Below are 23,169 nucleotides of genomic sequence, written 5' to 3'. Positions count from 1 at the left end.
CCCGATCTACGCGGTGCGGAGGCGGAACGCGTCGCCGACGCAGGTCACCGCGACACCGGTGTGGTCTGGGAGGCGCGTGAGCCCCTCGGTCGTCGCCGACGCGTACGACCCGACGACGACCGTGCGGGCGCCCGCGTCGATGCCGGCGCGGAGGCCCGCTTCGACGTCTTCGAAGACCAGGCAGTCCGCGATCGGCACACCCAGCCTCCGCGCACCGAGCAGGTACGGGTCGGGAGCGGGCTTGCCGTGCTCGACGTCGGCGGGCGTCACGACGACGGCCGGGAGTGGGATGCCCGCGGCCTCCATGCGGGCCACCGCCAGCGCGCGCGGGGCGCTCGTGACCAGGGCGACGGGAGCGCCCGCGTCGGTCAACGCCGCGATCAGCGCGGCGGCGCCGGGGATCTCGACGATGCCGTCGGTGCGGGTGACCTCCTCCTCCAGGAGGCGGTCGGTCATGCGCTCGCGCTCTTCGGCGGAGTACTGCGGGAGGAAGTGCGCCACCGTAGAGGGGGCCGGCCGGCCGTGCGCGTACTCGAGCACGCCGGCCGCGTCGAGGCCGTGCGTCGCGCTGAACTCGCCCCACACATGCTCGACGACTGGCGTCGAGTCGACGAGGGTGCCGTCCATGTCGAAGAGGAATCCACGCGCTGTCACATCCATCCCTTCACCCTAGGGGCCGGGCGTGAACGGGATCAGCGGCGCGGGTCCTGGATGTCGTGGGCGGCGCGCAGGTCCGAGAGCGCACGCTCGGTCTCGCGGGAGGGGGTGCCGCCTCGCGCGGCGATCGCCGCGGCGAACCAGTCGCTCAGCACGAAGCGCCGACGGCGCGGCTGCTCCCCGCCGTCCACGGTGCGGGCCGGATGGGCGATCCAGCCGTGGTCGATGCCCGATGTCCATGTCGTAGTAGCCATGACATAGACGTTACGAGCGTAAAGAAACGGCCACGAGATGGCTCTGGGTCTATCTTCGCAAAGATACGGCCAGTATCATGAGGGAATGTTGAAATCCGTCGCGGTGCCGCTCATCGACGAGTTCGCCATGTTCGAGTTCGGGGTCGTGTGCGAGGTGTTCGGCCTCGACCGCACCTACGCCGGACTCGAGCCGTTCGACTTCCGCGTGTGCACGATCGACCCCGCCGAGCCCCTCGCAGGTCGCAACGGCGTGCGGCTGATCGCGCCCTACGATCTGAGCGCGATGGAGGATGCCGACCTCATCGCCGTGCCCGCGGCCGACATCCGCGACAGCTACCCCGAGGAGCTGCTCGACGCGCTGCGCCGTGCCTCCGCGCGCGGCGCCACTCTGCTCAGCGTCTGCTCTGGCGCCTTCGTACTCGGCGAGGCCGGCCTGCTCGACGGCCGCGAGTGCACGACCCACTGGCGCTACGCGGACGCGCTGCAGCGCCGCTTCCCGAACGCCCGCGTCAACCCCGACGTGCTCTTCATCGACGACGGCGACGTGATCACCAGCGCCGGCACCTCCGCCGGCATCGACGCGTGCCTGCACCTCGTGCGCCGCGAGCTCGGCAGCGCCGCCGCCAACGCGATCGCACGCAACATGGTCGTGCCTCCCCAGCGCGACGGCGGTCAGCGCCAATACATCGACAAGCCGGTCTCCGACTGCGAGGACGACACCTTCAGCGAGCTGATCGACTACCTGACCGATCGTCTCGACGAGAACCACACCGTCAGCGGGCTCGCTGCCCGCACCCACATGTCCACCCGCAGTTTCTCGCGCAAGTTCGTGGCGGAGACCGGCGTCTCGCCGATGCAGTGGCTCACCACGCAGCGGGTGCTGCACGCAAGGCTGCTGCTCGAGACCACCGATCTCCCGATCGACGAGGTCGCCCGCCGCTGCGGCTTCGGCAGCGCCACCCTCCTTCGCCACCACTTCGACCAGGAGGTCGGCGTGCCGCCCACCCGGTACCGCGCCGCCTTCGCGCAGCGCGAGGCGCAGGCGGTGCCCGTTTCCTGAGCGGCGGAGATACGGCGCGCGCCCGGCGCGCATCGACCGCGCTCAGTGCCTCCGCTGACGGACGACGCGGCGGCGCCGGCGCCCGGCGACGATGAACAGTGACATGACGACGATCGCGGCGATGCCGACGAACATGATGATGCTCCCGACGAGCGAGTGCGCGATGCTGTAGCCCTTGTGTCCGCCGTCGGCGAAAGCGATCGCGATCACCAGGAACCGGATCTGATTGAGCAGGACGAAGAGGATGACGGACACCGACACGGCGATCGCGATTCTCAGCAGGCGGAATCGCTGGACGAGCGTGAACGCGGCGAACATCACCAGGAACGGTGCGATGACGAAGGAGATCGCGCACTCCGTCGTGATCCGGAGGGCGCGCCACTCGCCGTCCACTCCGAACGCGAACATCGGCGACCCGCTGCTGAATCCCGTCGCCGCCCCGTCCGCGAAGGTGTGAGCGGCCGCCCAGGCCGCCAGTTCGGCCTCCAGCTGGCGGGCCGGGTGGTTGAGCAGGACCAACGCCACGGCGATCGCGAGCAGTACAGCCGCACTCACACCGCGGGTCACCCAGCCATGTCTGCGCGCGGGTGCGGCTCCGGGTGTGGATTCGAGATCGTCTGGGGCGATCGGGGTCACAGCCATAGTTGGCCTCTTTCTCGGGTTCGAAGGGTGGCGCTCGGTCGTTCTCCTCTCGCCGGCTCGGCACGGAGCACGAACAAACGGATGAAGACGTCGTGGATGCCGATGGCGAGGACCAGCATCACGGTGAGCGGGTTCAGCAGCAGCTCGCGCCACTGGTGAACGGGTTCCAAGATCAGGAACACGACGATTGCCCACCCGATGGCGAGCAAGCGCGCGAATTCGAGCGACGCGCGCACCGGCCGCCTCCGTTCTCTTCGCCCGGTGGTGCGCTGCGCCGCACGACCGGTCAGAACATCGGTGAGGAGCTGGATCACCAGGCCGGTGAAGTAGAGAGACGCGCCGAAGACGGCGATCCAGCCGACGAAGTAGGAGGACGACACGATCCATGCGGTGACGGCCCCGGCAAGCAGGATCGCGTCTCCGATGACGAGGTTCCGCTCGAAGGCGATCGAAGCGCTCGAGAAGTCCGGGCCGGCCGGCCGGCCGGGAAACACACCCCGCGCGAACAAGCACGCGGAAAGGGCCGCGACGAACAGAACGAGCCCGAGGAGCGGGCCGGTGCTCACGGTCACCCCGCCGTTGAGCCACAGGATGTCGGCACCGACGATGACGAGGACGACGTCCCAGGCCAGTGTCGCGAGAGACCAGCCGACGATGCCGAGCCGTCCGACGTGCCGTTTACTCTTCGAGTGCAATTTTCGCACCCTTCGCGTGACCTTCGGCGTTCCGCCGCGTCTTCGCCCACCCGCGCTTGCCGCGGATGGAACGGTAGAAGGCGCGCGGGATCACCAAATACATGTAGTAGATGTACAGCCAGAGGGCCAAGCCGTAGCCGACAGCCACGGGCGGAGAGATCTGCGGCTCGCATCGCCACCGGTAGACCGGACCCCACAACGCGAACGGGGCGATCGCGAAGACGGCGAACAGCATGAGCGTCGCCCACCCCTGCCCGAGATACTCGGCGAACGCGGCCGGATCGCTCGCGGCCTTCGCGATCGTCGCACCACCGACGAGAAGGAACGCGATCATGCCCAGCAGTTGCAGGAACGGGAGCACGAGGTAGTAGCAGCTTTCGAGCACGCCCGCCGCGTCGATGTGCGGGCTCCGGAGGATCTTCGGGATGTAGCGCACGCAGTCGATGTTCCCTTGCGCCCAGCGCGTCCGCTGCGTCACCAGTCGTTTGAACGAGGGAAGGCCTTCCTGCGACACGTGAGTGTCGTAGACGTGTCTCGTCGCAGCACCGGCCAGAAGCACGTGGACTCCGAGTTCGTAGTCCTCGAGCAGCGAGCCGTGCCAGGGGTCGCCGTACTCCCGGTCGATCTCGTCCAGGATGGACAGCCGCGTGAACTGACCGTTCCCGCCCAGGGCGACGGTCCCTGTCCGGGCCCGCAACGACTGCATGCCCGCGATCGAGGTGCGGAATTCGATGTCCTGCACGCGCACGAGCAGGCGAGCGAAGAGGTTCGGCAGATACCCGCGCCCCGGCAACGGCTCGGGATCGTCGCGATTCTTCATCCACACCGAGATCTGGGCCGCTCCCACTGCGGGGTCTCCGAACACCGTGTCGGACGCGACCGAGCGCAGGGCGTTCTCGGCCAGCTCGCCGTCGGCGTCGACGACGTTGACGATGATGCGGCTCCTGTCCGCGTCCGCCGGCAGCCACTCGTCGAACTGGCGGTACGCGGCGTTGAGCGCCGCCCCCTTGCCGAACCGGGCATCCGGGCGTCGGCGCGAGACGACGTGGACATGGTCGTCGAGACGCTCGAACGACTGCGCGATGGACAGAGTGTCGTCGTCGCTGTCGTCGTCGATGACCCACACGTGGGCCTCGGGAAAAGTCTCGCGTGCGCGCGAGATCGTTGCTTCGATGACGGCGGCTTCATCGCGGCACGGGATGAAGAAGTGCCATCCGAACTGTTCCACAGAGCCTTCCTTCACCGGCGCATGGCGCAGAAAGGGGACCAGGATGAGAAACACGTAGGTGACGAACATGACGCTCAGGACCAGCGTGAGCGCGTTGACGATCGCGAACATCTGCCGCGCCCGTCAGCTGGGTCTGATGCGACGCAGCCAGCGCTCCCGTGCGAACAACGCGACGCCGATCGAGACGGCGACGCATCCTCCGAGGATCATGAACACCGGGTTGCCGGTCACACCGGTCGCGGCGAGAACTCCGGCGGTTCCCAGCCCTCCACCCACATTTCCGTACATGCTGCTTCTTTCTCTCTTCTCTCGGGTCGCAATGCGAAGAAGAGACCTGCTCACTCCCCTTTAGTTCGTGTTCTTCACGGAATTCGCTCTGTCGACGCTACCTGCGGGACAGACCCCCTCCGCCTGAGTTAAGTAGCGATGGGCGGGACATTCGGCACTGGGCCTCGCGCACCCGCGTAGCGGAGGACGCGAACCCAGTGGCTGCAGAAGGAGTACGCGTCAGACGAGGTCACACGGGAATGCGCTGCGGCCGTCGATGGCTGCATCCTGGGGAGGGCCGGACGTGCCTGCCGACGACGAGAGGACGCGCGATGGCGACCGTGGTGCAGTACGAGCAGCTGGGCGGACCGGAGGTCCTGGAGGTCGCCGAGGTGCCCGATCCGACGGCGCCCGCGGGCGGTGTCGTGGTCCGCGTGCACGCGGCGGGCGTGAATCCGATCGACGGCAAGCTCCGCAGCGGCGGCCGCCCGAGCGGTCCTTTCACGGGACCGCGGGTGCCGGGAGGCGACGCGGCGGGGACGATCGTCGAGGTCGGCGACGGCGTCGACGGCTGGGTCGTCGGCGACGAGGTCGTGGTCCGCGGCGCGAAAGGCGCGTACGCGACCCATCTCGTGGCGGACGCCGCCCAGCTGGTGCGCAAGCCTGCGGAGGTGACGTGGGAGCAGGCCGCCTCGATCGGTATCCCCGTGAGCACGGCCCACCAGGCGCTCGTGTCGCTCGGCGTCGCGGACGGCGAGACGCTCCTCATCCACGGCGGTTCGGGTGCGGTCGGCCGGGCAGCGGTGCAACTCGCGCGACGCGCGGGAGCGACGGTCGTCGCCACCGCCTCCCCCGCCAACCACGAGCGCCTGCGCGAGCTCGGCGCCACGCCGGTCGCGTACGGCGACGGGCTGCTGGAGCGCCTGCGCGCAGCCGCCCCGCAGGGCTACGACCGCATCCTGGACGCGGTCGGCACCGACGAGGCACTGGAGACCTCGTTCGCCCTGGTCGACGATCGGTCGCGCATCGGCACGGTCGTGGTCGGCGGCCGCGCGGCCGAGCTGGGCATCCAGGCCTGGGCCGGCGGCAACCCCGTGCCGCTGACGGCCGAGCAGAGCGCGCTCCGGGACGAGGCCTACGCACTGGCGCTCGACCTGATCGCGCGCGGGGAGTTCGAGGTCGACATCGCTCGCACGTTCCCCCTCGCCGAGGCCGCGGATGCCGCCCATCTCGTCGAATCGGGGCACCCGGGCGGCAAGGTCGTCCTGCTCCCCTGATCCCGGGCGGCCCGCCGCGGCTCAGGAGGCGGCGGCCGACCGGAGGATCGACTCCATCTTCTTGCCCCGGGCGACTTCGTCGACCAGCTTGTCCATGTACCGGATGCGCTGCATCAGCGGGTCCTCGATCTCCTCGACCCGCACCCCGCAGATCACGCCGGTGATGAGCTCGGCGTCCGGATTCATGGCGGGCGCCTGCGCGAAGAACTCCTCGAGCGAGGCGCCGTCGGCGATGGCGCGCTGCAGGCCGGCGTCGTCGTAGCCGGTGAGCCAGGAGATGACCCGGTCGACATCCTGCGCGTCGCGCCCCTTGCGCTCCACTTTGGCCACGTAGAGCGGGTGGATGCTCGCGAACGGCGTCGCGAAGATGCGGTGGGAGGCCATGCACCGAGCCTAGCCAGCCGTCACCGCTCCGCAACCCGCGGTTCGGCGGACGTTCGCGCGTCTGTGCTCGGATGGGCTGCGCTGCCCGATCGCGGTCGGCAGCGGACGCCGAGGGGCGAAGGGGCGGGGGCGAAGGATGAGCGGACCACGGGACTGGTCACCGGCGGGCTACTGGGACGAGCCGGCCACGACGCACCCGCAGCCTCACCCCGCCGAACGCACCGGCCGCACCGGCCGCACCCGCCCCACCGGCTGGTGGATGGCCGTCGCCCTGCTGCTGGGCGTGTTCGCTGTCGTGTGGCCGCTCGGGATGTCGTCGGCCTCGCCGTCCGGCGTCGGCTGGGCCGTCACCTCCGCCGGCGTCAGCGCCGTGTCCATCGCGCTGTGGTACCGGCACGCGGGTGGCGGGACGGTCCTCCCCTCGATCGCCGCCACGCTCGGGTTCCTCGGGAGCATCCTGTGCATCTGGAGTCTGGCCGCGGCGGGACTGCCCGGCACCATCCCCCCGCTTCCGTCGGCGTTCGGCATCCCGGCCGCGGCGCACGGCGGGGCGTCCGGTGATGCCGGAGCGGGAGCGCCCGCGTGCCGCGTGGAGTCGCCCGAGCCCGTGGCGGTGGCCGAGGCGAGCAGTGCCGAGCAGCAGCGCTCGGACGCGGTGCAGGGCGCGGTGGCCGTGCTCGCCGACGCCGTGTGCGTGCAGGCCGCGGGCGGCGCCTACCCGGATGCACTCACCGTCGCCGACGACCGGACGGTGACCTCCCCCACCGGACCCGTCGGCTCCCTCCCACCCGGGATGGTGCTGGAGTACGCCCGCACCGACACCGGCTTCAGCATGACGGTCTCGGACGAGTCCGGCCTCCCGAGCGGGACCGTGGAGTTCCGCTGACACTTTTCCCGGCACTGGCGCTTTCTCAAAAAGTGAGTACACTCATAAATGAGCAAACTCACTTAAGGAGTTGAGGACGATGCCGGCTGGACGCCGCGAGCGCAACAAGGAGGAGAAGCAGACGCGCATCTTCGATGCCGCCGAGCGCCTCTTCGACGAGCTGGGCTTCGCGAACGTCACCACCCAGCGCATCGCCGACGAGGCGGACGTCGCCGCCGGGACCGTGTTCCGGTACGCCGCCACCAAGGCCGAGCTGCTGATGATGGTCAGCAACGAACGCAGCCGGGAACGCATCCGGGTGGGCGTCGAGGCGGACGACCCGTCCGCTCCCGCGACGGCCCGCCTCCTCGCCCTCATCACCCCCCTGGTCCTCGCCGGTCGCGACAACGACGAGAACACGCTCGCGTACCAGCGCGAGCTGCTGTTCGGCGACCAGGGCGAGCGGTACCGGGAGGAGGGGCTGGCCTTGTTCGGCGAGCTCCGCGAGCGGATGGGCGCCCTGCTCTCCGACACGTGGGAGCGCGCGCGGGCCGTCGCGGCCGCACCCGAAGCGGCCGCGCCCGACCGCGCAGCGCCCGACCCGGCCGCCGCCTCCCGCGCACTCTCCGCCGTGCTGCACTTCGCCATCGCGGACGCTGCAGCGCACGGCCGCCCCACGGGTGAGCTGCTCACCGACCTCGCCGCGGACTTCGAGGTGATCGTCCGCGGCTACGAGACAGACCCGACCACCTCAGGACAGTCAGGACAACAAGAGAAATGACCGGCATCACGAATGTCACCGTTCTCGGAACCGGCGTGCTGGGTTCGCAGATCGCGTTCCAGACCGCGTTCCACGGCTTCGCCGTCACCGCGTACGACATCAACACCGACGCGCTCGACGCCGCCAAGAAGCGCTTCGAGGGCCTCGCGGCCGTGTACGAGAAGGAGGTCGCGGGCGCTGCAGACGGCGCCGCGCAGAAGGCGCTGGGCGGCATCCGCTACTCCGACGACCTGGCGCAGGCCGTGAAGGACGCCGACCTCGTCATCGAGGCCGTGCCGGAGAGCCTCGACCTCAAGCGCGACATCTACACGAAGCTGGGCGAGCTGGCGCCGGCGAAGACGATCTTCGCCACCAACTCCTCCACCCTGCTGCCGAGCGACCTGGTCGGCTACACCGGCCGGGGCGACAAGTTCCTCGCCCTGCACTTCGCCAACCACGTGTGGGTGAACAACACCGCCGAGGTGATGGGCACGACGAAGACCGACCCCGAGGTGTACCAGCAGGTCGTCGAGTTCGCCTCCGCGATCGGGATGGTGCCGATCGAGCTGAAGAAGGAGAAGGCGGGCTACGTGCTCAACTCCCTCCTCGTCCCGCTGCTGGATGCGGCGGCCGAGCTGCTGGTGGACGGCATCGCCGACCCCGAGACGATCGACAAGACGTGGCGCATCGGCACGGGCGCACCCAAGGGTCCGTTCGAGATCTTCGACATCGTCGGCCTCACGACGGCCTACAACATCTCCTCGGTCTCCGGCCCCAAGCAGCGCGAGTTCGCCGCGTACCTCAAGGAGAACTACATCGACAAGGGCAAGCTGGGCCTCGCGACCGGCGAGGGCTTCTACCGGTACTGATCGGCACCCGGGCGGGCCTCCCCCGCCTCAGTGATGCCGCACTCTCGGATGCTGCACCCGCGCGGCGGCGACCGTCTTCAGGTCGTCGCCGCGGAAGTGCCGCAGCAGCAGCCAATTGCGGCGCGCGACCGACGCGCACAGCCCGGCGGTCACGACGCCGCACACGATGATGCCCCAGGCCCGCGGGTTCTCCCCCTGGGTCGGAATGGCCACGGCGAGCGCCGCCGTGGCGATCAGGGCCAGGACCGCGAGCACGGTCCCGGCACTCACTCCGCGCCACGCCCGGGCGCGCTCCGCACGGTCTCCCATGCGGCGAAAACTACTCCGCCTGCGCGGTGGACACCAGATGAACGCGCAGTTAACGGCCGGTTCCGAGGCGGTCGTAGACGCGCGCCCAGCCGAACTCGAAGCCGATCTCGTCGATGCGGCCGCGATCGCGCAGGCTCTCGAGCAGGGCGAGTTCGGCGAACGCCGCCTCCAGCGCCTCCTCGTCGCCCACGGTCTCCACGCCGGTGCTGAGCTGCACGCTCGAAGCTTTGAGGGACCGACAGGCATGCCGCGCACGCCGGGAACGCCTCCCGACGACCGCCAAGCCTCCGAGGTAAACGGCAAGCATCCCGACCAAGGCCGCCAGCGGGGCGACCGGAGCGAGCGCGAGCGCGACGGCGAACGCCAGCGCGCCGCCGACGAGCGGCCACGAACGCCAGAGCATCAGGATGCGGCGGTCGGCCGCGTCCGTGCCGGGCGCGTAGACGACGAGCTGCCGCACGCACACGCCGGTGCGCGCGGTGAAGAGGGCGGTGCTCTCCTCGAACCGGCCCCAGCGGTACGCGCCTTCGAGGAGGCGGGTGGTGCGGGTGCGCGGTGCGGGGAGGTGGATCGTGGTGGTCACGCATCCCGGTCTGCGCGGGAGCGGCCTCCCATGGGGCGATCCTCACGAGATCCTCACGGCCTCCGGCCGCATCCTCACGCACCCCTCACACGCGCGACGCCTCTCACACGCGCGACGCCCCCGGCCGCAGATCGCGGGCGGGGGCGTTCGATACGCGTGGGTCAGTGCTTGAAAGCGTCCTTGACCTTCTCGGCCGCCTGCTTGATGTCGGCCTTGACCTGGTCGCCCTTGCCTTCGGCTTCGAGGCGCTCGTCGCCGGTGGCCTTGCCGGTGGTCTCCTTGGCCTGACCGCCGAGCTTCTCGCCCGCGTTCTCGATCTTGTCGTCGAGTCCCATGTCGTCCCCTTTCGTCCGTGAGTTCGTGTCGTCCGTGTGACGTGGTCCGCCTCTCGGACATCTCCGACGTTCCCACCGCCGCGGCCCCTCGTCCAGCCCGCACGGGACCCCTGGGAAATCAACCCCCTGCGACCTGACGGTGCGCCTCTTCACCTGCCCCGGCGCGACGGACAGAATGAATGGCTGTGAGCATCCCCCGCCCCGCCAGCACCTACCGCCTCCAGATCTCCGCCGACTTCACCCTCCGCGACGCCGCCCAGGTGCTCGACCACGTGCACCGGCTCGGCGCCGACTGGGTCTACCTGTCGCCGCTGCTGCAGTCCGAGCACGGCTCGAACCACGGGTACGACGTGATCGACCACAGCCGCGTGGACGAGTCCCGCGGTGGCCCGGAGGCCCTCCGCGACTTCTCCGCGGCCGCCCACGAGCGCGGCCTGCGGGTGCTGGTCGACATCGTCCCGAACCACATGGGCGTCGCGACGCCGCGCGACAACGCCTGGTGGTGGGAGGTGCTCACCCACGGCCGCGACGCCGAGCACGCCGGCTTCTTCGACATCGACTGGGACTTCGGCGGCGGGAGGCTGCGGCTCCCGATCCTCGGCGACGGCCCGGACGAGTTGGATGCGCTGCGCGTGGAGGACGGCGAGCTGCGGTACTACGACCACCGCTTCCCGATCGCGCCCGGCACCGGCGACGGGAGCCCCCGCGAGGTACACGACCGGCAGCACTACGAGCTGATGTCGTGGCGGCGGGCCGACGACGAGCTGAACTACCGGCGCTTCTTCGCCGTGAACACGCTGGCCGGGCTGCGCGTGGAGGACGACCGCGTCTTCGACGACACCCACGCCGAGATCGGGCGATGGCTGCGGGAGGGGCTGGTCGACGGCCTGCGGGTCGACCACCCGGACGGGCTGCGCGACCCCGGCGCCTACCTCGAGCGCCTCGCCGCCCTGGCCGACGGCGCCCCGATCTGGGTCGAGAAGATCCTCGAGGGCGACGAGCGGATGCCGGCCTGGCCGGTCGACGGTACGACCGGCTACGACGCGCTCGGGCTGGTCGACCGGGTGCTCACCGACCCGGCCGGGGAGCAGGAGCTGACCGCGCTGGCGGGGGCGCCCGAGTGGACCGCGCTGGTGCGCGAGCGCAAGCGGGCGGTCGCCGACGGGATCCTGCGCTCGGAGGTGCTGCGCGTCGTGCGGGAGCTGAGCGCGGCCGACACCGAGCAGCCCGCCGACGTCGTCGAGCGCACGGCCGACGCCGTCGCCGAGCTGGCCGCGAACTTCCCCGTGTACCGCAGCTACCTGCCGTTCGGCGCCGATCACCTGGCGGAGGCGCAGGAGGCGGCGACCGCCTCCCGGCCCGATCTCGCCGCGACCATCGCCACCGTGGTCGAGCGCGTCGGCGCCCCCGGCCCGGGCTCCCCGACGGCGCGGTTCGAGCAGACCACCGGCGCGATCATGGCCAAGGGCGTCGAGGACAACGCCTTCTACCGCTACCCCCGGCTGGTGTCGCTGACCGAGGTCGGCGGCGAGCCGAACGTGTTCGCGCTGACCGTTGAGGCGTTCCACCGCGTGCAGGAGGAGCGCGCGGTCGACCTCCCGCACTCGCTCACGGCTCTGACGACGCACGACACGAAGCGCAGCGAAGACACCCGTGCGCGCGTCGCGGTGCTGGCCGAGCTGCCCGAGCGCTGGGCGCGCTTCCTGCACGCCGTGCGCGAGCGGGTCGCGCTCGGCGACGAGCCGCTGGAGGACCTGCTCTGGCAGTCGATCGTCGGCGCGTGGCCGGCGTCGCGCGAGCGGTTGCACGACTACGCGCTGAAGGCCGCGCGGGAGGCGGGGGCCTCGACCTCCTGGATCGACCCCGACGCCGCGTTCGAGGAGCGGATGGCCGCGCTCGTCGACTCCGCCTTCGACGACGACCGCGTGCGGGCCGAGGTGGAGGCGATCGCCGCGATCGTGGCGGCTCCGGGCGCGAGCAACGGGCTGGCGGCCAAGCTCATCCAGCTGACCGTTCCGGGCGTCCCGGACGTGTATCAGGGCACCGAGCGCTGGGACCGTTCGCTGGTCGACCCGGACAACCGGCGCCCGGTCGAGTTCGAGGCGGCGGAGGCGCTCCTCGCGCACATCGACGAAGGCTGGCAGCCGCCGATCGATTCGTCGGGCGCGGCGAAGGTGCTGGTCACCTCCCGGGCCCTCCGGCTGCGCCGCGATCGGCCGGACCTCTTCACCGGCTACCGCCCGGTGGTCGCCGAGGGCCCGGCCGCCGCCCACCTGGTCGGCTTCGACCGCGGCGGCGCGATCACGCTCGCGACGCGCCTGCCGCACGGGCTCGCCGCGGCGGGAGGCTGGGGCGAGACGACGCTCGACCTGGGCGAGGGAATGGTGGGCGACGGGATGCTGCGCGACGCCTTCACGGGCCGCACCCACCGCGGGCGCGCCCGGCTCGCCGAGGTGTTCGAGCGGTACCCGGTCGCGCTGCTGGTCCCGGGCGACGACGCCGCCGCCACCGCCACCACCACCGAGGAGGACGCGCGATGAGCGACGACCGCCCCGTCCCGGCCCGCACCTTCCCCGCCCGCACCTTCCCGGTCTGGGCGCCGGGCGCCGAGCGCGTCGACCTCGTCGTGACCGGCCGCGATCCCCTCCCACTCACCCGCGGCGAGGGCGGCTGGTGGCGACTGGCCGAGCCGCTCCCGGCCTCCCCCGATCCCCTGGACTACGCGTTCTCGGTCGACGGGTCGGACCCGCGTCCCGACCCGCGGTCCCTGCGGCAGCCGGGCGGCGTGCACGCCCCCGGGCGCGAGTTCGACCCGGGCGCATACGCCTGGGGCGACTCCGCCTGGCGCGGCCGCGACCTGACCGGAGCCGTGATCTACGAGCTTCACCTCGGCACCTTCACCCCCGAGGGCACCCTGGATGCCGCGGCCGGCCGGCTCGACCACCTCGTCGACCTCGGCGTGGAGGCCGTCGAGCTCCTGCCGGTCAACGCGTTCAACGGCACGCACAACTGGGGCTACGACGGCGTGCTCTGGTACGCCGTGCACGAGCCGTACGGCGGCCCGGAGGCGTACCAGCGCTTCGTCGACGCCTGCCACGCGCGCGGTGTCGCCGTCATCCAGGACGTCGTCTACAACCACCTCGGCCCGAGCGGCAACTACCTGCCCGTCTTCGGGCCGTACCTCGGCGACGCGCACAGCACCTGGGGCGCCTCCGTGAACCTCGACGGCCCGCAATCGGACGAGGTGCGCCGGTACATCCTCGACAACGTGCGGTACTGGCTCGACGACATGCACGTCGACGGGCTGCGGCTCGACGCCGTGCACGCCCTCCACGATTCACGGGCCGAGCACATCCTGGAGGCGATGGCCCGGGAGGCCGCCGCCGTGACCGAGCGGACGGGACGCCCCACGACCCTCATCGCCGAGAGCGACCTCAACGACCCGAAGCTCATCCGCTCCCGCGCCCAGCACGGATACGGCCTCGACGCCCAGTGGGATGACGACGTGCACCACGCGCTGCACGCCAACCTGACCGGCGAGGTCACCGGCTACTACGGCGACTTCGGCGATCCTGCCGCCCTGGTGAAGGTGTTCGAGCGCGGCTTCTTCCACGACGGCACCTGGTCGAGCTTCCGCGAGCGCCACCACGGACGCCCTCTCGACGCGGACATCCCGTTCACTCGGCTCGTCGCGTTCAGTCAGGACCACGACCAGATCGGCAACCGCGCCGCCGGCGACCGCCTCACCGCCACCCTCGGCGCGGGCTCCCTCGCCGTCGCCGCCGCCCTCACCCTGCTCGGCCCGTTCACGCCGATGCTCTTCATGGGCGAGGAATGGGGCGCGACGACCCCGTGGCAGTTCTTCACTTCCCACCCCGAGAAGGAACTCGGCGAGGCCACCGCGCGCGGCCGCATCGCCGAGTTCGCCCGCATGGGCTGGGACCCGGAGACCGTGCCCGACCCGCAGGACCCGCAGACCTTCGTCCGCTCGAAGCTGGACTGGTCGGAGCCGGAGCGGGCGGAGCACGCGCGCCTGCTCGACTGGTACCGCACCCTCACCGCACTGCGCCGCGGCATCCCGGCGCTCGCCCGCGCGACCGACGTCACGTTGGATGGCGGCGTTTTCGCGTTCACCCGCGGCGGCCTCCGGGTGGAGGCGGCGCTGAGCGGCAGCAGTCTGCCTCGGGACGCGGCGGACGGGGAGGCCGTCGCCTCCTTCGCCGACGCCGTCCGCGTGACCCGCCTGGTCGCTTAGGAGGCGAGCTTCATACTCACCAGACGATTCAGGCTCACGTGCTCCTCGGCGGCACGGACCACGAGCGCGCGGTGCAACTCTGGCGGGACGCGGACCTTGAACTCTCCGCTGTAGCGTCGCTCCGAGAACGGCACAGGGATCGGCTCACCCGCGCTCTCGAGGTCGGCAACCACCTCGCGCACGAGGTCGACGATCCCGGTCAAGGCTCCGGCCTGGGTCGCCGCGAGCCAGGAGAGGGCGGGGAACTCCGCCACCTTGCCGACGAACTCGCCATCCTCCGCGGACCATTCGACTCGGTACGTGTAATGCAGATATTCGCTCATCGTCCCTGTCCCTTCAGCCGGTCGATCGCCGTCAGCACCTGACGGACCTGGTACGGCTTCGCCATTCCGCGACCGTTCTGGATGTTCACCCGCGGGTCGCCGGGCCAGGGCATCCGGAAGACCATGTGGCTGGATCCCTTCTGACGCGGTGGCCCGAAGAATTCTTCGCACACCTTGACCAGGTCGACGAATGACACGCCCTTCGGGTTGGAGCGCATCTCAATGAGGATCTTCTCGACGCCGGTCATGTCCAATGGTGTCACTATTGCCACCATTTTGCAAGGCGCGCGGAGGGAGCCTCCACTCCTCCCCGCTGCGTTAACGACCCGCACCCCCGCTGTCAACCGCTGGTGAGGGGGCGTCGGGCCCCGGTACTCTTGCGGTTCCACGATCGGAGGCGCCGTGAGCGAGCCCAGCCCATCCCACCCCCGCACTGCACCAGCTGCAGCCCGCGCACGCGGGGCCGTCAGGTGACCGCGGAGCGGTCCCGGCCGTACCCGCTCGGGGTCACGCTCGTCGAGGGCGGCGCGAACGTCGCCGTCTACAGTGAGCGCGCCGACAAGGTGGTCGTCTCGATCTTCGATCACCGCGGACGCGAGAAGCAGACCGTGCTCACCGAGCGCACCGGCCACGTCTTCCACGGCTTCGTCCCCGGGCTGACCGCGGGCACGCGCCACGGCCTGCGCGTCCACGGCCCGTGGGACCCGGCCAACGGCCTCCGCTTCTCGCCCGCGAAGGTGCTGCTGCCTCCCCGCTCCCGCGCCGTCACCGGGTCGTGGGACAACACCCAGGCCGTCTTCGGGCACCAGCTCGGCCGCCCGCGCCGCCGCAGCGACACGAACGGCGCCCGGCACGTGGCGCTCGGCGTCGCCGTCGACCGCCAGGAGTTCGACTGGGGCGACCACGAGCGGCCTCACACCCCGCTGAGCGAGACCATCATCTACGAGCTGCACGTGAAGGGATTCACGAAGCTGATGGAGTGGGTGCCGGAGGAGTTCCGCGGCAGCTACGCCGGACTCGCGCACCCCGCCGCTGTCGAGTACCTCAAGAACCTCGGGGTCACCGCGGTCGAGCTGCTGCCCATCCACCAGTTCGTCCAGGATGCGCACCTGCTCGAGAAGGGTCTGCGCAACTACTGGGGCTACAACTCGATCGGCTTCTTCGCGCCGCACAACGAGTACGCGGCCACCGGCGACACCGGCCACCAGGTCGACGAGTTCAAGGGCATGGTCAAGGCGCTGCACGCCGCGGGTATCGAGGTCATCCTCGACGTGGTCTACAACCACACCGCGGAGGGCAACGACCTCGGCCCGACGTACAGCTACAAGGGCATCGACAACCCCTCGTACTACCGGCTGGTGGAGGGCGACGCCGCACACTACTTCGACACCACCGGCACGGGCAACAGCGTCAACGTGAGCCACCCGGCCGCGCTGCAGCTGATCATGGACTCGCTGCGCTACTGGGTCGAGGACATGCACATCGACGGGTTCCGCTTCGACCTCGCGACGACGCTCACCCGCCAGGGCGGCGACGCCAGCCTCCACAGCGCCTTCCTCACCCTCATCCAGCAGGACCCGACGCTCGCCGAGGTCAAGCTCATCGCCGAGCCGTGGGATGTCGCCGGCTACCAGCTGGGCGGTTTCCCGGCCGACTGGTCCGAGTGGAACGGCAAGTTCCGGGATGACGTGCGCGACTTCTGGCGCGGAACGCCCGGGGTGCTGTCGACCCTGTCGCAGCGCGTGCTGGGCAGCCCGGACATCTACGAGGACTCCCGCCGCGCCCCGCTCTCGAGCGTCAACTTCGTGACCGCCCACGACGGCTTCACCCTCGCCGACCTCACCAGCTACGAGGAGAAGCACAACGAGGCCAACGGGGAGGACAACCGCGACGGGGAGTCCGACAACCGCTCCCGCAACTACGGCGCCGAAGGTCCGACCGACGACGAGGCGATCAACGCCCTCCGCATCCGGCAGCGCAAGAACTTCCTCGCGACGGTGCTGCTCTCCGCCGGTGTGCCGATGATCCTCGGCGGCGACGAGATCGGCCGCACGCAGCAGGGCAACAACAACGCCTACTGCCAGGACAACGAGATCTCCTGGTTCGACTGGGAGAACGCGGACTGGGACCTCCACCGCTTCACCACAGAACTCATCCGGCTGCGGCGCACGGAGCCGGCGCTGCGCCCCGAGTGGTACCGGCACGCGCCCGAGGTCGGCGGCCCCGACACCGTGCAGATCGTCCGCACCGACGGCGAGCCGTTCGGCGACGATGACTGGGGCGACCCGGAGGCGCGCTCGATCGGGTTCGTGCTGCGCCACGAGGACGCCGATGCCTTCCTCCTGCTCTTCAACGCCGCGGGCAACGGGGTGGACTTCACGCTGCCCGCGTCCGACGGGCAGCCGTGGGAGCTCGCGCTGTCGAGCGATCCCGAACTCACCGTGGCCGCCGACGCACCGAACGTCATCCTCGGCGAGACCTCCTTCGCCCTGCTGCGCTCGCGCCGCTCGGATGAGAACCAGGGCGTGGACGGGGACGACCACCGGGACGAGTAGGCGTGCGCGGTGCACGCGCCTGCGGTACTCCCGCGGCCACGCCTCCGGAACGTCGGAACTCCGGAACTCCGGAGATACGGCGCCCCCACACCCGGGTAACCGGAGTTACGGCGAACTGAGCGGCGTGTCGGCGGCTGGCACCGGAGTTCCGGTGCGCCGCCGTCCGACGGCCGGGCAGGGGAACGTCGCCGCCGGAACTCCGGAGTTACGTCACGGCGCGCCGCTCAGTTCGCCGTTCGGACGGCGATTCGGGGGTGCGGGACCGGAATTCGCCGGAGTTGCGGCGACGGAGGCGGGCTAGGCGGGCTAGGCGGGCTAGGCGGGCTAGGCGGTCGGGACCGGGGCGGCAGTGGCACGCACGGCCTCCACGATCCGGGCGGGGACGGTCTCGTCCTGCAGCGACGTGGTGTCGCCGAGCGGGCGGCCGTCGAAGATGTCGACCAGCAGGCGGCGCATGATCTTGCCCGAGCGGGTCTTCGGGAGGTCGTCGACGAGCACGATGTGACGCGGCTTGGCGATCGCGCCGATCTCGCGCGTCACCTGGTCGCGCAGCTCCGCCTCGGTGGGCGCGCCTCCCGACGGCACGACGAACGCCGCGACCGCCTGGCCCGTCGTCTCGTCGCCGAGGCCCACGACGGCGGCCTCGGAGACGGCGGGATGGGCGACGAGCGCCGATTCGATCTCGATCGTCGAGAGGCGGTGGCCCGAGACGTTGATGACGTCGTCGAGGCGGCCGAGCAGCCAGATGTAGCCGTCCGCATCCACCGCCGCGCCGTCGCCGGCGAGGAAGTAGCCGCGGTCGGCGTACGGCGCCCAGTACGAGTCGCGGTACCGCTCGGGGTCGCCCCACACGGTGCGCGACATCGACGGCCAGGTGCCGTCGATCACGATAGACCCACCCGAACCGCGCGGCACATCGTCCCCGCGCTCATCCACGACACGCACCGTCACTCCCGGAACCGCGACCGTCGCCGACCCCGGCTTGAGCGCGGTGACGCCCGGCAGCGGCGCGACGATGGCGGCGCCGGACTCCGACTGCCACCAGGTGTCGACGACCGGCGCGCGGCCGGCGCCGATCTGGTCGCGGAACCACACCCACGCCTCCGGGTTGATCGCCTCGCCCACGGTGCCGAGCAGCCGGATGCTGCTGAGGTCCCAGCGGTCGCCGAGCCCCTCCGGGAACCAGGTCATGAAGGTCCGGATGAGCGTCGGGGCCGTGTAGTAGGTCGTCACGCCGTAGCGTTCGATGATCTCGAAGTGGCGGCCGGTCGTCGGCGTGTTCGGCGTGCCCTCGTAGATGACGGAGGTGGTGCCGTTGGAGAGCGGCCCGTAGAGCACGTAGGTGTGTGCGGTGACCCAGGCGAGGTCGGCCGTGCACCAGTAGACGTCCGACTCCTTCGCGTCGAAGAGCGCCCAGTGGCTCCACGACGCCTGTGTCAGGTAGCCGCCGGTCGTGTGGACGACGCCCTTCGGCCGCCCCGTCGTGCCGGAGGTGTAGATGATGAAGAGCGGGGTCTCGGCGTCGAAGAACTCGGGCTCGTGCACGTCGGAGGCGGTGCCGACCACGTCGTGCCACCACACGTCGCGCCCCTCGGTCCACGGGATGTCCGGGGTGAGGTCGCCGGTGCGGCGCACCACGAGCACGTGCTCGATCGCGTTGTCGCCCGCGACGGCGGCGTCCGCGTTCTCCTTCACCGGCACGGCCGTCCCGCGGCGGAACTGTCCGTCGGAGGTGACCAGCAGTTTCGCGCCGGTGTCCTCCACGCGGAAGCGCAGCGCCTCCGCCGAGAAGCCGCCGAAGACGAGCGAGTGGATGGCGCCCACGCGGGCGATCGCGAGCGTGATGACGACGGTCTCGGGGATGACGGGCAGGTAGACGACGACGCGGTCGCCCTTCCCGACCCCGAGCGCGGTGAGCGCGTTCGCCGCCTGCGCGACGCGTCGCTGGAGCTCGGCGTACGTGATCGTCTCGGTGTCGCCCGGTTCACCCTCGAAGTGCAGCGCGACGCGGTCGCCGTTGCCGGCGTCGACGTGCCGGTCGACGCAGTTCACCGCGGCGTTGAGGCGCCCGCCGGCGAACCACTCGGCGCGCGGGATGCTCAGAGCGCCGTCCGCATCCCGGGTCGCGGGCTCCCAGGTGTGCGCGGTGTGCCAGGGCTCGGCCCAGTCGAGCCGGGCGGCCTGCCGCTCCCAGAACGCCACCGGGTCGGCCGCGTCGACGAAGACGCTCGCATCGACGTTCGCCTGCCCGGCGAACTCGGGGGACGGCTCGTAGAGCCGGCTCTCACGGCCGAGGTTCTCGATGGGCGCACTCACGCTCCGACGCTAGCCGAGCGGCTGCGTGGGCCGCCGGGATGCGCGCAACGCTGCGTAATCGGCGAGCGTCCCAGCGACTCTGCCTCAGCGCGCCTCCCGGCGACCGGCGCGCTTGGCGAATCGGTCGATGGCCGCGAGCACCTCGTCCGTCCGCCAGAACGGACCCAGCTGATGCTCCGCCTTCGATTTGAGAATGCCAGCGTCGACGAGCGCCCGCAGGGGTGGATAGACGTTCGGCTGCTTGACGCCGAGCTCGGAGGCCGCTGTCGCCGAGTCGAGCACCGGCCGACGCACGAGCACATCGAGCAGCTTCCAGGCGTTGCTGTCCCGACGTGCTGTGAGCCGCGAATCCCAGTCGGCACGGACGGCATCGATTTCCGCGACCAGTTGCCGCGCGTTTCCGACCGCGCGCAGGGAGGCATCGGCGAACGCCAGGATGATCGGGTCGACATCGCCCGCGCGATACGCCGTCAACGCAGCGTGGTATCCCTCCACGTCGGCGAGCAGACCAGCGGAGACGGGGACCGCGACGCTCCGCGTGATCTCCCGATGGCGAAGCATCGATTGGGCGAGTGCTCGTCCCGTGCGCCCGTTGCCGTCTGTGAAGGGATGGATGGTCTCGAACTGTGCATGGGCGATCGCGATGGAGACGAGCGGCGGCACCTCCTCCCGATTGGCGAAGAGCACCAGGTCGTCGATCAGCTGCGGCACGCGATCATGGTGCGGAGCGACGAATTCGGCACCCACAGGACTGTCGGAACGGGTGCCGATCCACACCGCCTCCTCCCGCCATTCTCCGGGAGTGTGCCGCGGCTGCTCAGCCATGAGCACGTGATGCATCTGCGCGATCGCTTCCGCGCTGATGTCCTCCGAGAGGCCGATCGCGGCTTGCAGGGAACGTGTGTTCGCTGCGACCTGCTCGGCATTGCGACCGCTCTTCGCTCCCAGCTCTGCGCTGAAGATCGCGCGAGCGGACGCCGTGAGGTTCTCGATCTGCGACGAGGACGCCGCCTCCGATCGAAGGAGGACGGGCGCGAACGAGTTCACCCGGACACCGAGTTCCGCGTCGAAACGGCTCAGCTCGCGGGCCGCCTGATCGGCGGCCCCCGACGCTTCTTCGCCCGGGTCTGGAGTGAGAGCGGCGATCAGGGGTGGGACGGACGACGCATAGGAGGTACGGCGCGCACGCGATCGCATACTGTCGCCGATAACGGCGCTCGGCACCCAGAGCTGGGGCTCCGAATCCAGCGCAGGCCAACGCCCCGATCCCATAACATCCTCGCTTATCTTTATGAGCTAGGAGCTTAGCTCATAAAAGCGCGAGGAAGCCTTATGAGCTCCGCACTCGATACCGCAGCCGCGCGAACTGCCCGATCGCCTCCGCCGACTCGAGCGTCAGCCGGTCGGACTCGATGCGGCGCGGGAAGAGCGGGGCGCCGCCGGTGAGCGCGACGGGCGCGACCGAGATCGCGAGCTCGTCGAGGGCACCCGCGTCGAGGAACTGGCCGGCCAGCTCCCCGCCGCCGACCACCCAGATGTCGCCGTCGCCCGCAGCCTCCCGGATCGTCGGCAGCGCGTCGGCGACGGAGCCCGAGACGAACCGGATGTCGGCGCCTTCCGGCACCGGCAGGTCTCGATGCGTGAACACGAATGTCGGCCGGTCGCCGTGGAACTCGTGCCACCGCTCGGGATGCGCGAGGATGTCGGACTCGGCGAGCACCCACTCGTACGTGGTCGATCCCTCGACCATGACGGCGGCGTCGTCCGGCAGAAGACCCTCGGCGGGCTCGTCCCCTCCCGGGACCGCGAAGAGCCAGGCCAGCGAGTTCTGCTCGTCGGCGATCCAGCCGTTGATGGACGTGGCGGTGTCGAAGACGATCTTTCCCATGCGGCGACGGTACCGGTGACGACCGACACCCCTCGGTGGGAGCATGGGCGCATGGATGCCGTCGACGCCCTGACCGAGATCGCCTTCTGGCTGGAGCGCGACCTGGCCCCCAGCTTCAAGGTGAAGGCGTTCCGGACGGCCGCCGCGATCATCGCCCCTCTCGACCCGGGCGAGCTCGCCGACCGCGTCGCCGACGGCCGGCTCAAGCGCACCAAGGGCATCGGCGACCGCACCTTCCAGGTGATCTCGCAGGCCGTCGCCGGCGACGTGCCCGACTATCTCGCCGACCTGCGCGCGAAGAACACCGAACCGCTGGATGCCGCGGGCGCCGAGCTGCGCGCGCAACTGCGCGGCGACCTCCACGCGCACACCGAGTGGTCGGACGGCACGACGCCGATCGAGGCGATGGCGGCCGCCGCGGCGCTGCTCGGCCGCGAGTACCAGGCCATCACCGACCACTCCCCCAACCTGACCGTCGCGAACGGCCTCAGCGCCGAGCGCCTGACCGAGCAGCTGGAGGCCATCGCCGCCCTCGACACCGGCTCGGTGACCCTCCTCACCGGCATCGAGGTCGACATCCTGGAGGACGGCACGCTCGACCAGACGCCGGACCTGCTCGACCGGCTCGACGTGGTCGTCGCGAGCGTGCACTCCAAGCTGCGCGCCGACCGCCGCACGATGACCGCCCGGATGCTCGGCGGCATCCGCTCCCCGCAGACCAACGTGCTCGGCCACTGCACCGGCCGTCTCGTGCAGGGGTCCCGCGGCACCCGGCCACCGTCGGAGTTCGACGCGGAGGCCGTGTTCGCGGCGTGCGCGGAGAACCACGTGGCGGTCGAGATCAACTCGCGTCCGGAACGGCAGGACCCGCCCGACGACCTCATCCGGCTCGCTCTCGACGCCGGCTGCCTCTTCTCGATCGACACGGACGCGCACGCACCCGGGCAGCTCGACTTCCTCTCCTACGGCGCCGCCCGCGCGGCGGCGAACGGCGTGCCCGCCGACCGGATCGTCACCACCTGGCCGCTGGAGCGGCTGCGCGACTGGCTCAGGAAGAGCTAGCGCCGAGGTGCTCGATCTCCGGGGCCGACAGGTGCAGCACGCGGTAGAGGGTGGCGTCCGGCCCGGGCTCCCCCTCCGGGCGTCGGGACAGCAGCGTGAACTCCACCGACTGCCACACGGTCGGATCGACGCCCCACGCTCGCGAATGCACACCCGCCGGAGCCGGACCGGCGTCCCCTGCGGCGAGCCCCGCGGCCGCGTCGACCGGATCGCTGTCGGCGGGGAGGGCGCGGAGACGGCGGAGGGCGAAAGCGGGAGGGGCGCCGAAGTCGGCGCCCCGGTTGAAGCTACCGCCGATCCACGTGCGCACGGGAGGCCTGCCGAAGTCGGTGACGATCCCGGAGAACCCCTGCCCGCCCCAGTGGAACGCGGCCAGGGCGGCCGGATCCCGCCACAGGTAGAAGGGCGCGTAGGCGTTGCGAGACGCACCGTCGGCGACATCCCGGATCAGATAGGCCTTGAGGCCCAGGCCGACACGATCGTCCAGCGCGCTGCCGCGCTCCGCGACGCGGCGGCGGATGATGTCCATGTCGTAGTCGCGCGGGAGCGGGATCTCGTACTGGGCGGCGATCATCGGGCTGCGAC

25 protein-coding genes are annotated in these 23,169 nt (G+C 70.8%); 9 read left to right on the top strand and 16 right to left on the bottom strand.

Annotated elements, in window-relative coordinates:
• Nucleotides 1-6: 6 nt before the first annotated feature.
• Nucleotides 7-660, bottom strand: a complete 654-nt coding sequence (locus tag FHX33_RS14410) for an HAD-IA family hydrolase (RefSeq protein WP_183428653.1) — start codon at nt 658-660, stop codon at nt 7-9.
• A gap of 32 nt (nt 661-692) precedes the next feature.
• Nucleotides 693-911 (bottom strand): hypothetical protein, encoded by a 219-nt coding sequence (locus tag FHX33_RS14405; protein ID WP_021763824.1) that lies wholly within the window; start codon nt 909-911, stop codon nt 693-695.
• A gap of 85 nt (nt 912-996) precedes the next feature.
• Between FHX33_RS14405 and FHX33_RS14400 the strand changes: the two genes are divergently transcribed.
• Nucleotides 997-1,971, top strand: a complete 975-nt coding sequence (locus tag FHX33_RS14400; protein ID WP_021763823.1) for a helix-turn-helix domain-containing protein — start codon at nt 997-999, stop codon at nt 1,969-1,971.
• 42 nt (nt 1,972-2,013) lie between these two features.
• Here the strand turns inward: FHX33_RS14400 and xrtR are convergent, their stop codons facing one another.
• The 4 genes from xrtR to FHX33_RS14380 all read right to left on the bottom strand — a co-directional run bounded on the left by xrtR (nt 2,014) and on the right by FHX33_RS14380 (nt 4,824).
• Complete coding sequence (gene xrtR, locus FHX33_RS14395; RefSeq protein WP_039922854.1) at nt 2,014-2,538, bottom strand: exosortase R; 525 nt, start codon at nt 2,536-2,538, stop codon at nt 2,014-2,016.
• A gap of 65 nt (nt 2,539-2,603) precedes the next feature.
• Complete coding sequence (locus FHX33_RS14390; RefSeq protein ID WP_169730346.1) at nt 2,604-3,185, bottom strand: hypothetical protein; 582 nt, start codon at nt 3,183-3,185, stop codon at nt 2,604-2,606.
• Nucleotides 3,186-3,291: 106 nt separating this feature from the next.
• Nucleotides 3,292-4,647, bottom strand: coding sequence for a glycosyltransferase family 2 protein (locus tag FHX33_RS14385; RefSeq protein WP_021763820.1), 1,356 nt, complete (start codon nt 4,645-4,647; stop codon nt 3,292-3,294).
• Nucleotides 4,648-4,659: 12 nt separating this feature from the next.
• Complete coding sequence (locus FHX33_RS14380; protein WP_155829056.1) at nt 4,660-4,824, bottom strand: LPXTG cell wall anchor domain-containing protein; 165 nt, start codon at nt 4,822-4,824, stop codon at nt 4,660-4,662.
• A gap of 311 nt (nt 4,825-5,135) precedes the next feature.
• On the opposite strand from FHX33_RS14380, the gene FHX33_RS14375 reads away from it, so the two are divergent.
• The gene (locus FHX33_RS14375; RefSeq protein WP_021763818.1) at nt 5,136-6,080 is read left to right on the top strand and encodes a quinone oxidoreductase family protein; all 945 of its coding nucleotides are present in this window, start codon (nt 5,136-5,138) and stop codon (nt 6,078-6,080) included.
• Between the two features lie 21 nt (nt 6,081-6,101).
• Here FHX33_RS14375 and FHX33_RS14370 read toward each other — a convergent pair whose 3' ends face one another.
• A complete protein-coding gene (locus tag FHX33_RS14370) occupies nt 6,102-6,464 on the bottom strand; it encodes a DUF2200 domain-containing protein (RefSeq protein WP_021763817.1) in 363 nt (120 codons plus the stop codon).
• A gap of 136 nt (nt 6,465-6,600) precedes the next feature.
• On the opposite strand from FHX33_RS14370, the gene FHX33_RS14365 reads away from it, so the two are divergent.
• The 3 genes from FHX33_RS14365 (at nt 6,601) to FHX33_RS14355 (ending at nt 8,958) form a co-directional block, all read left to right on the top strand.
• Nucleotides 6,601-7,350: a DUF308 domain-containing protein gene (locus FHX33_RS14365; RefSeq protein ID WP_183428652.1), complete on the top strand. Its 750-nt coding sequence runs from the start codon at nt 6,601-6,603 to the stop codon at nt 7,348-7,350.
• 79 nt (nt 7,351-7,429) lie between these two features.
• Nucleotides 7,430-8,110 carry a TetR/AcrR family transcriptional regulator gene (locus tag FHX33_RS14360; RefSeq protein WP_183428651.1) on the top strand — a complete coding sequence of 227 codons (681 nt, stop codon included), beginning with the start codon at nt 7,430-7,432 and terminating at the stop codon, nt 8,108-8,110.
• A complete protein-coding gene (locus tag FHX33_RS14355) occupies nt 8,107-8,958 on the top strand; it encodes a 3-hydroxyacyl-CoA dehydrogenase (protein WP_021765610.1) in 852 nt (283 codons plus the stop codon). Before FHX33_RS14360 ends, FHX33_RS14355 begins: the two co-directional genes overlap by 4 nt.
• A gap of 27 nt (nt 8,959-8,985) precedes the next feature.
• On the opposite strand, the gene FHX33_RS14350 is transcribed toward FHX33_RS14355, so the two are convergent.
• The 3 genes from FHX33_RS14350 to FHX33_RS14340 all read right to left on the bottom strand — a co-directional run bounded on the left by FHX33_RS14350 (nt 8,986) and on the right by FHX33_RS14340 (nt 10,185).
• Complete coding sequence (locus FHX33_RS14350; protein ID WP_021765609.1) at nt 8,986-9,267, bottom strand: hypothetical protein; 282 nt, start codon at nt 9,265-9,267, stop codon at nt 8,986-8,988.
• A 49-nt stretch (nt 9,268-9,316) separates the two neighbouring features.
• Nucleotides 9,317-9,850, bottom strand: a complete 534-nt coding sequence (locus FHX33_RS14345) for a DUF6611 family protein (RefSeq protein ID WP_021765608.1) — start codon at nt 9,848-9,850, stop codon at nt 9,317-9,319.
• A gap of 161 nt (nt 9,851-10,011) precedes the next feature.
• The gene (locus FHX33_RS14340; protein WP_021765607.1) at nt 10,012-10,185 is read right to left on the bottom strand and encodes a CsbD family protein; all 174 of its coding nucleotides are present in this window, start codon (nt 10,183-10,185) and stop codon (nt 10,012-10,014) included.
• 191 nt (nt 10,186-10,376) lie between these two features.
• Here FHX33_RS14340 and treY point away from each other — a divergent pair, with 191 nt between their 5' ends.
• Both treY and treZ read left to right on the top strand, forming a co-directional pair.
• Nucleotides 10,377-12,725: a malto-oligosyltrehalose synthase gene (gene treY, locus FHX33_RS14335; protein ID WP_420870890.1), complete on the top strand. Its 2,349-nt coding sequence runs from the start codon at nt 10,377-10,379 to the stop codon at nt 12,723-12,725.
• The gene (gene treZ, locus FHX33_RS14330) at nt 12,722-14,440 is read left to right on the top strand and encodes a malto-oligosyltrehalose trehalohydrolase (protein WP_183428649.1); all 1,719 of its coding nucleotides are present in this window, start codon (nt 12,722-12,724) and stop codon (nt 14,438-14,440) included. Before treY ends, treZ begins: the two co-directional genes overlap by 4 nt.
• Here the strand turns inward: treZ and FHX33_RS14325 are convergent.
• Together FHX33_RS14325 and FHX33_RS14320 are read right to left on the bottom strand one after the other, a co-directional pair.
• Complete coding sequence (locus FHX33_RS14325; protein WP_021764315.1) at nt 14,437-14,763, bottom strand: type II toxin-antitoxin system HicB family antitoxin; 327 nt, start codon at nt 14,761-14,763, stop codon at nt 14,437-14,439. The genes treZ and FHX33_RS14325 overlap by 4 nt on opposite strands.
• Nucleotides 14,760-15,011 carry a toxin-antitoxin system toxin component HicA family gene (locus tag FHX33_RS14320; RefSeq protein ID WP_021764316.1) on the bottom strand — a complete coding sequence of 84 codons (252 nt, stop codon included), beginning with the start codon at nt 15,009-15,011 and terminating at the stop codon, nt 14,760-14,762. The genes FHX33_RS14325 and FHX33_RS14320 overlap by 4 nt, the downstream gene beginning before the upstream one ends.
• A gap of 222 nt (nt 15,012-15,233) precedes the next feature.
• On the opposite strand from FHX33_RS14320, the gene glgX reads away from it, so the two are divergent.
• Nucleotides 15,234-17,318 carry a glycogen debranching protein GlgX gene (gene glgX, locus FHX33_RS14315; RefSeq protein WP_021764317.1) on the top strand — a complete coding sequence of 695 codons (2,085 nt, stop codon included), beginning with the start codon at nt 15,234-15,236 and terminating at the stop codon, nt 17,316-17,318.
• Nucleotides 17,319-17,642: 324 nt separating this feature from the next.
• Here glgX and acs read toward each other — a convergent pair whose 3' ends face one another.
• The 3 genes from acs to FHX33_RS14300 form a co-directional block, all read right to left on the bottom strand.
• A complete protein-coding gene (gene acs / locus FHX33_RS14310; RefSeq protein ID WP_021764318.1) occupies nt 17,643-19,634 on the bottom strand; it encodes an acetate--CoA ligase in 1,992 nt (663 codons plus the stop codon).
• Between the two features lie 84 nt (nt 19,635-19,718).
• Entirely contained in the window at nt 19,719-20,906 is a 1,188-nt protein-coding gene (locus tag FHX33_RS21980; RefSeq protein ID WP_021764319.1) for a Fic family protein, read from the bottom strand.
• 58 nt (nt 20,907-20,964) lie between these two features.
• Nucleotides 20,965-21,522 (bottom strand): dihydrofolate reductase family protein, encoded by a 558-nt coding sequence (locus FHX33_RS14300; protein WP_021764320.1) that lies wholly within the window; start codon nt 21,520-21,522, stop codon nt 20,965-20,967.
• A gap of 51 nt (nt 21,523-21,573) precedes the next feature.
• Here FHX33_RS14300 and FHX33_RS14295 point away from each other — a divergent pair, with 51 nt between their 5' ends.
• The gene (locus tag FHX33_RS14295; RefSeq protein ID WP_021764321.1) at nt 21,574-22,584 is read left to right on the top strand and encodes a PHP domain-containing protein; all 1,011 of its coding nucleotides are present in this window, start codon (nt 21,574-21,576) and stop codon (nt 22,582-22,584) included.
• Here FHX33_RS14295 and FHX33_RS14290 read toward each other — a convergent pair.
• Nucleotides 22,571-23,158 (bottom strand): DUF4865 family protein, encoded by a 588-nt coding sequence (locus tag FHX33_RS14290; protein WP_021764322.1) that lies wholly within the window; start codon nt 23,156-23,158, stop codon nt 22,571-22,573. The two genes, FHX33_RS14295 and FHX33_RS14290, sit on opposite strands and share 14 nt — an antisense overlap.
• Nucleotides 23,159-23,169 lie beyond the last annotated feature (11 nt).

The organism is Leifsonia aquatica, from assembly GCF_014190775.1.
In the GTDB taxonomy this organism is placed as follows: domain Bacteria; phylum Actinomycetota; class Actinomycetes; order Actinomycetales; family Microbacteriaceae; genus Leifsonia; species Leifsonia aquatica.
This window is presented reverse-complemented; position numbering and strand designations above follow the sequence as displayed.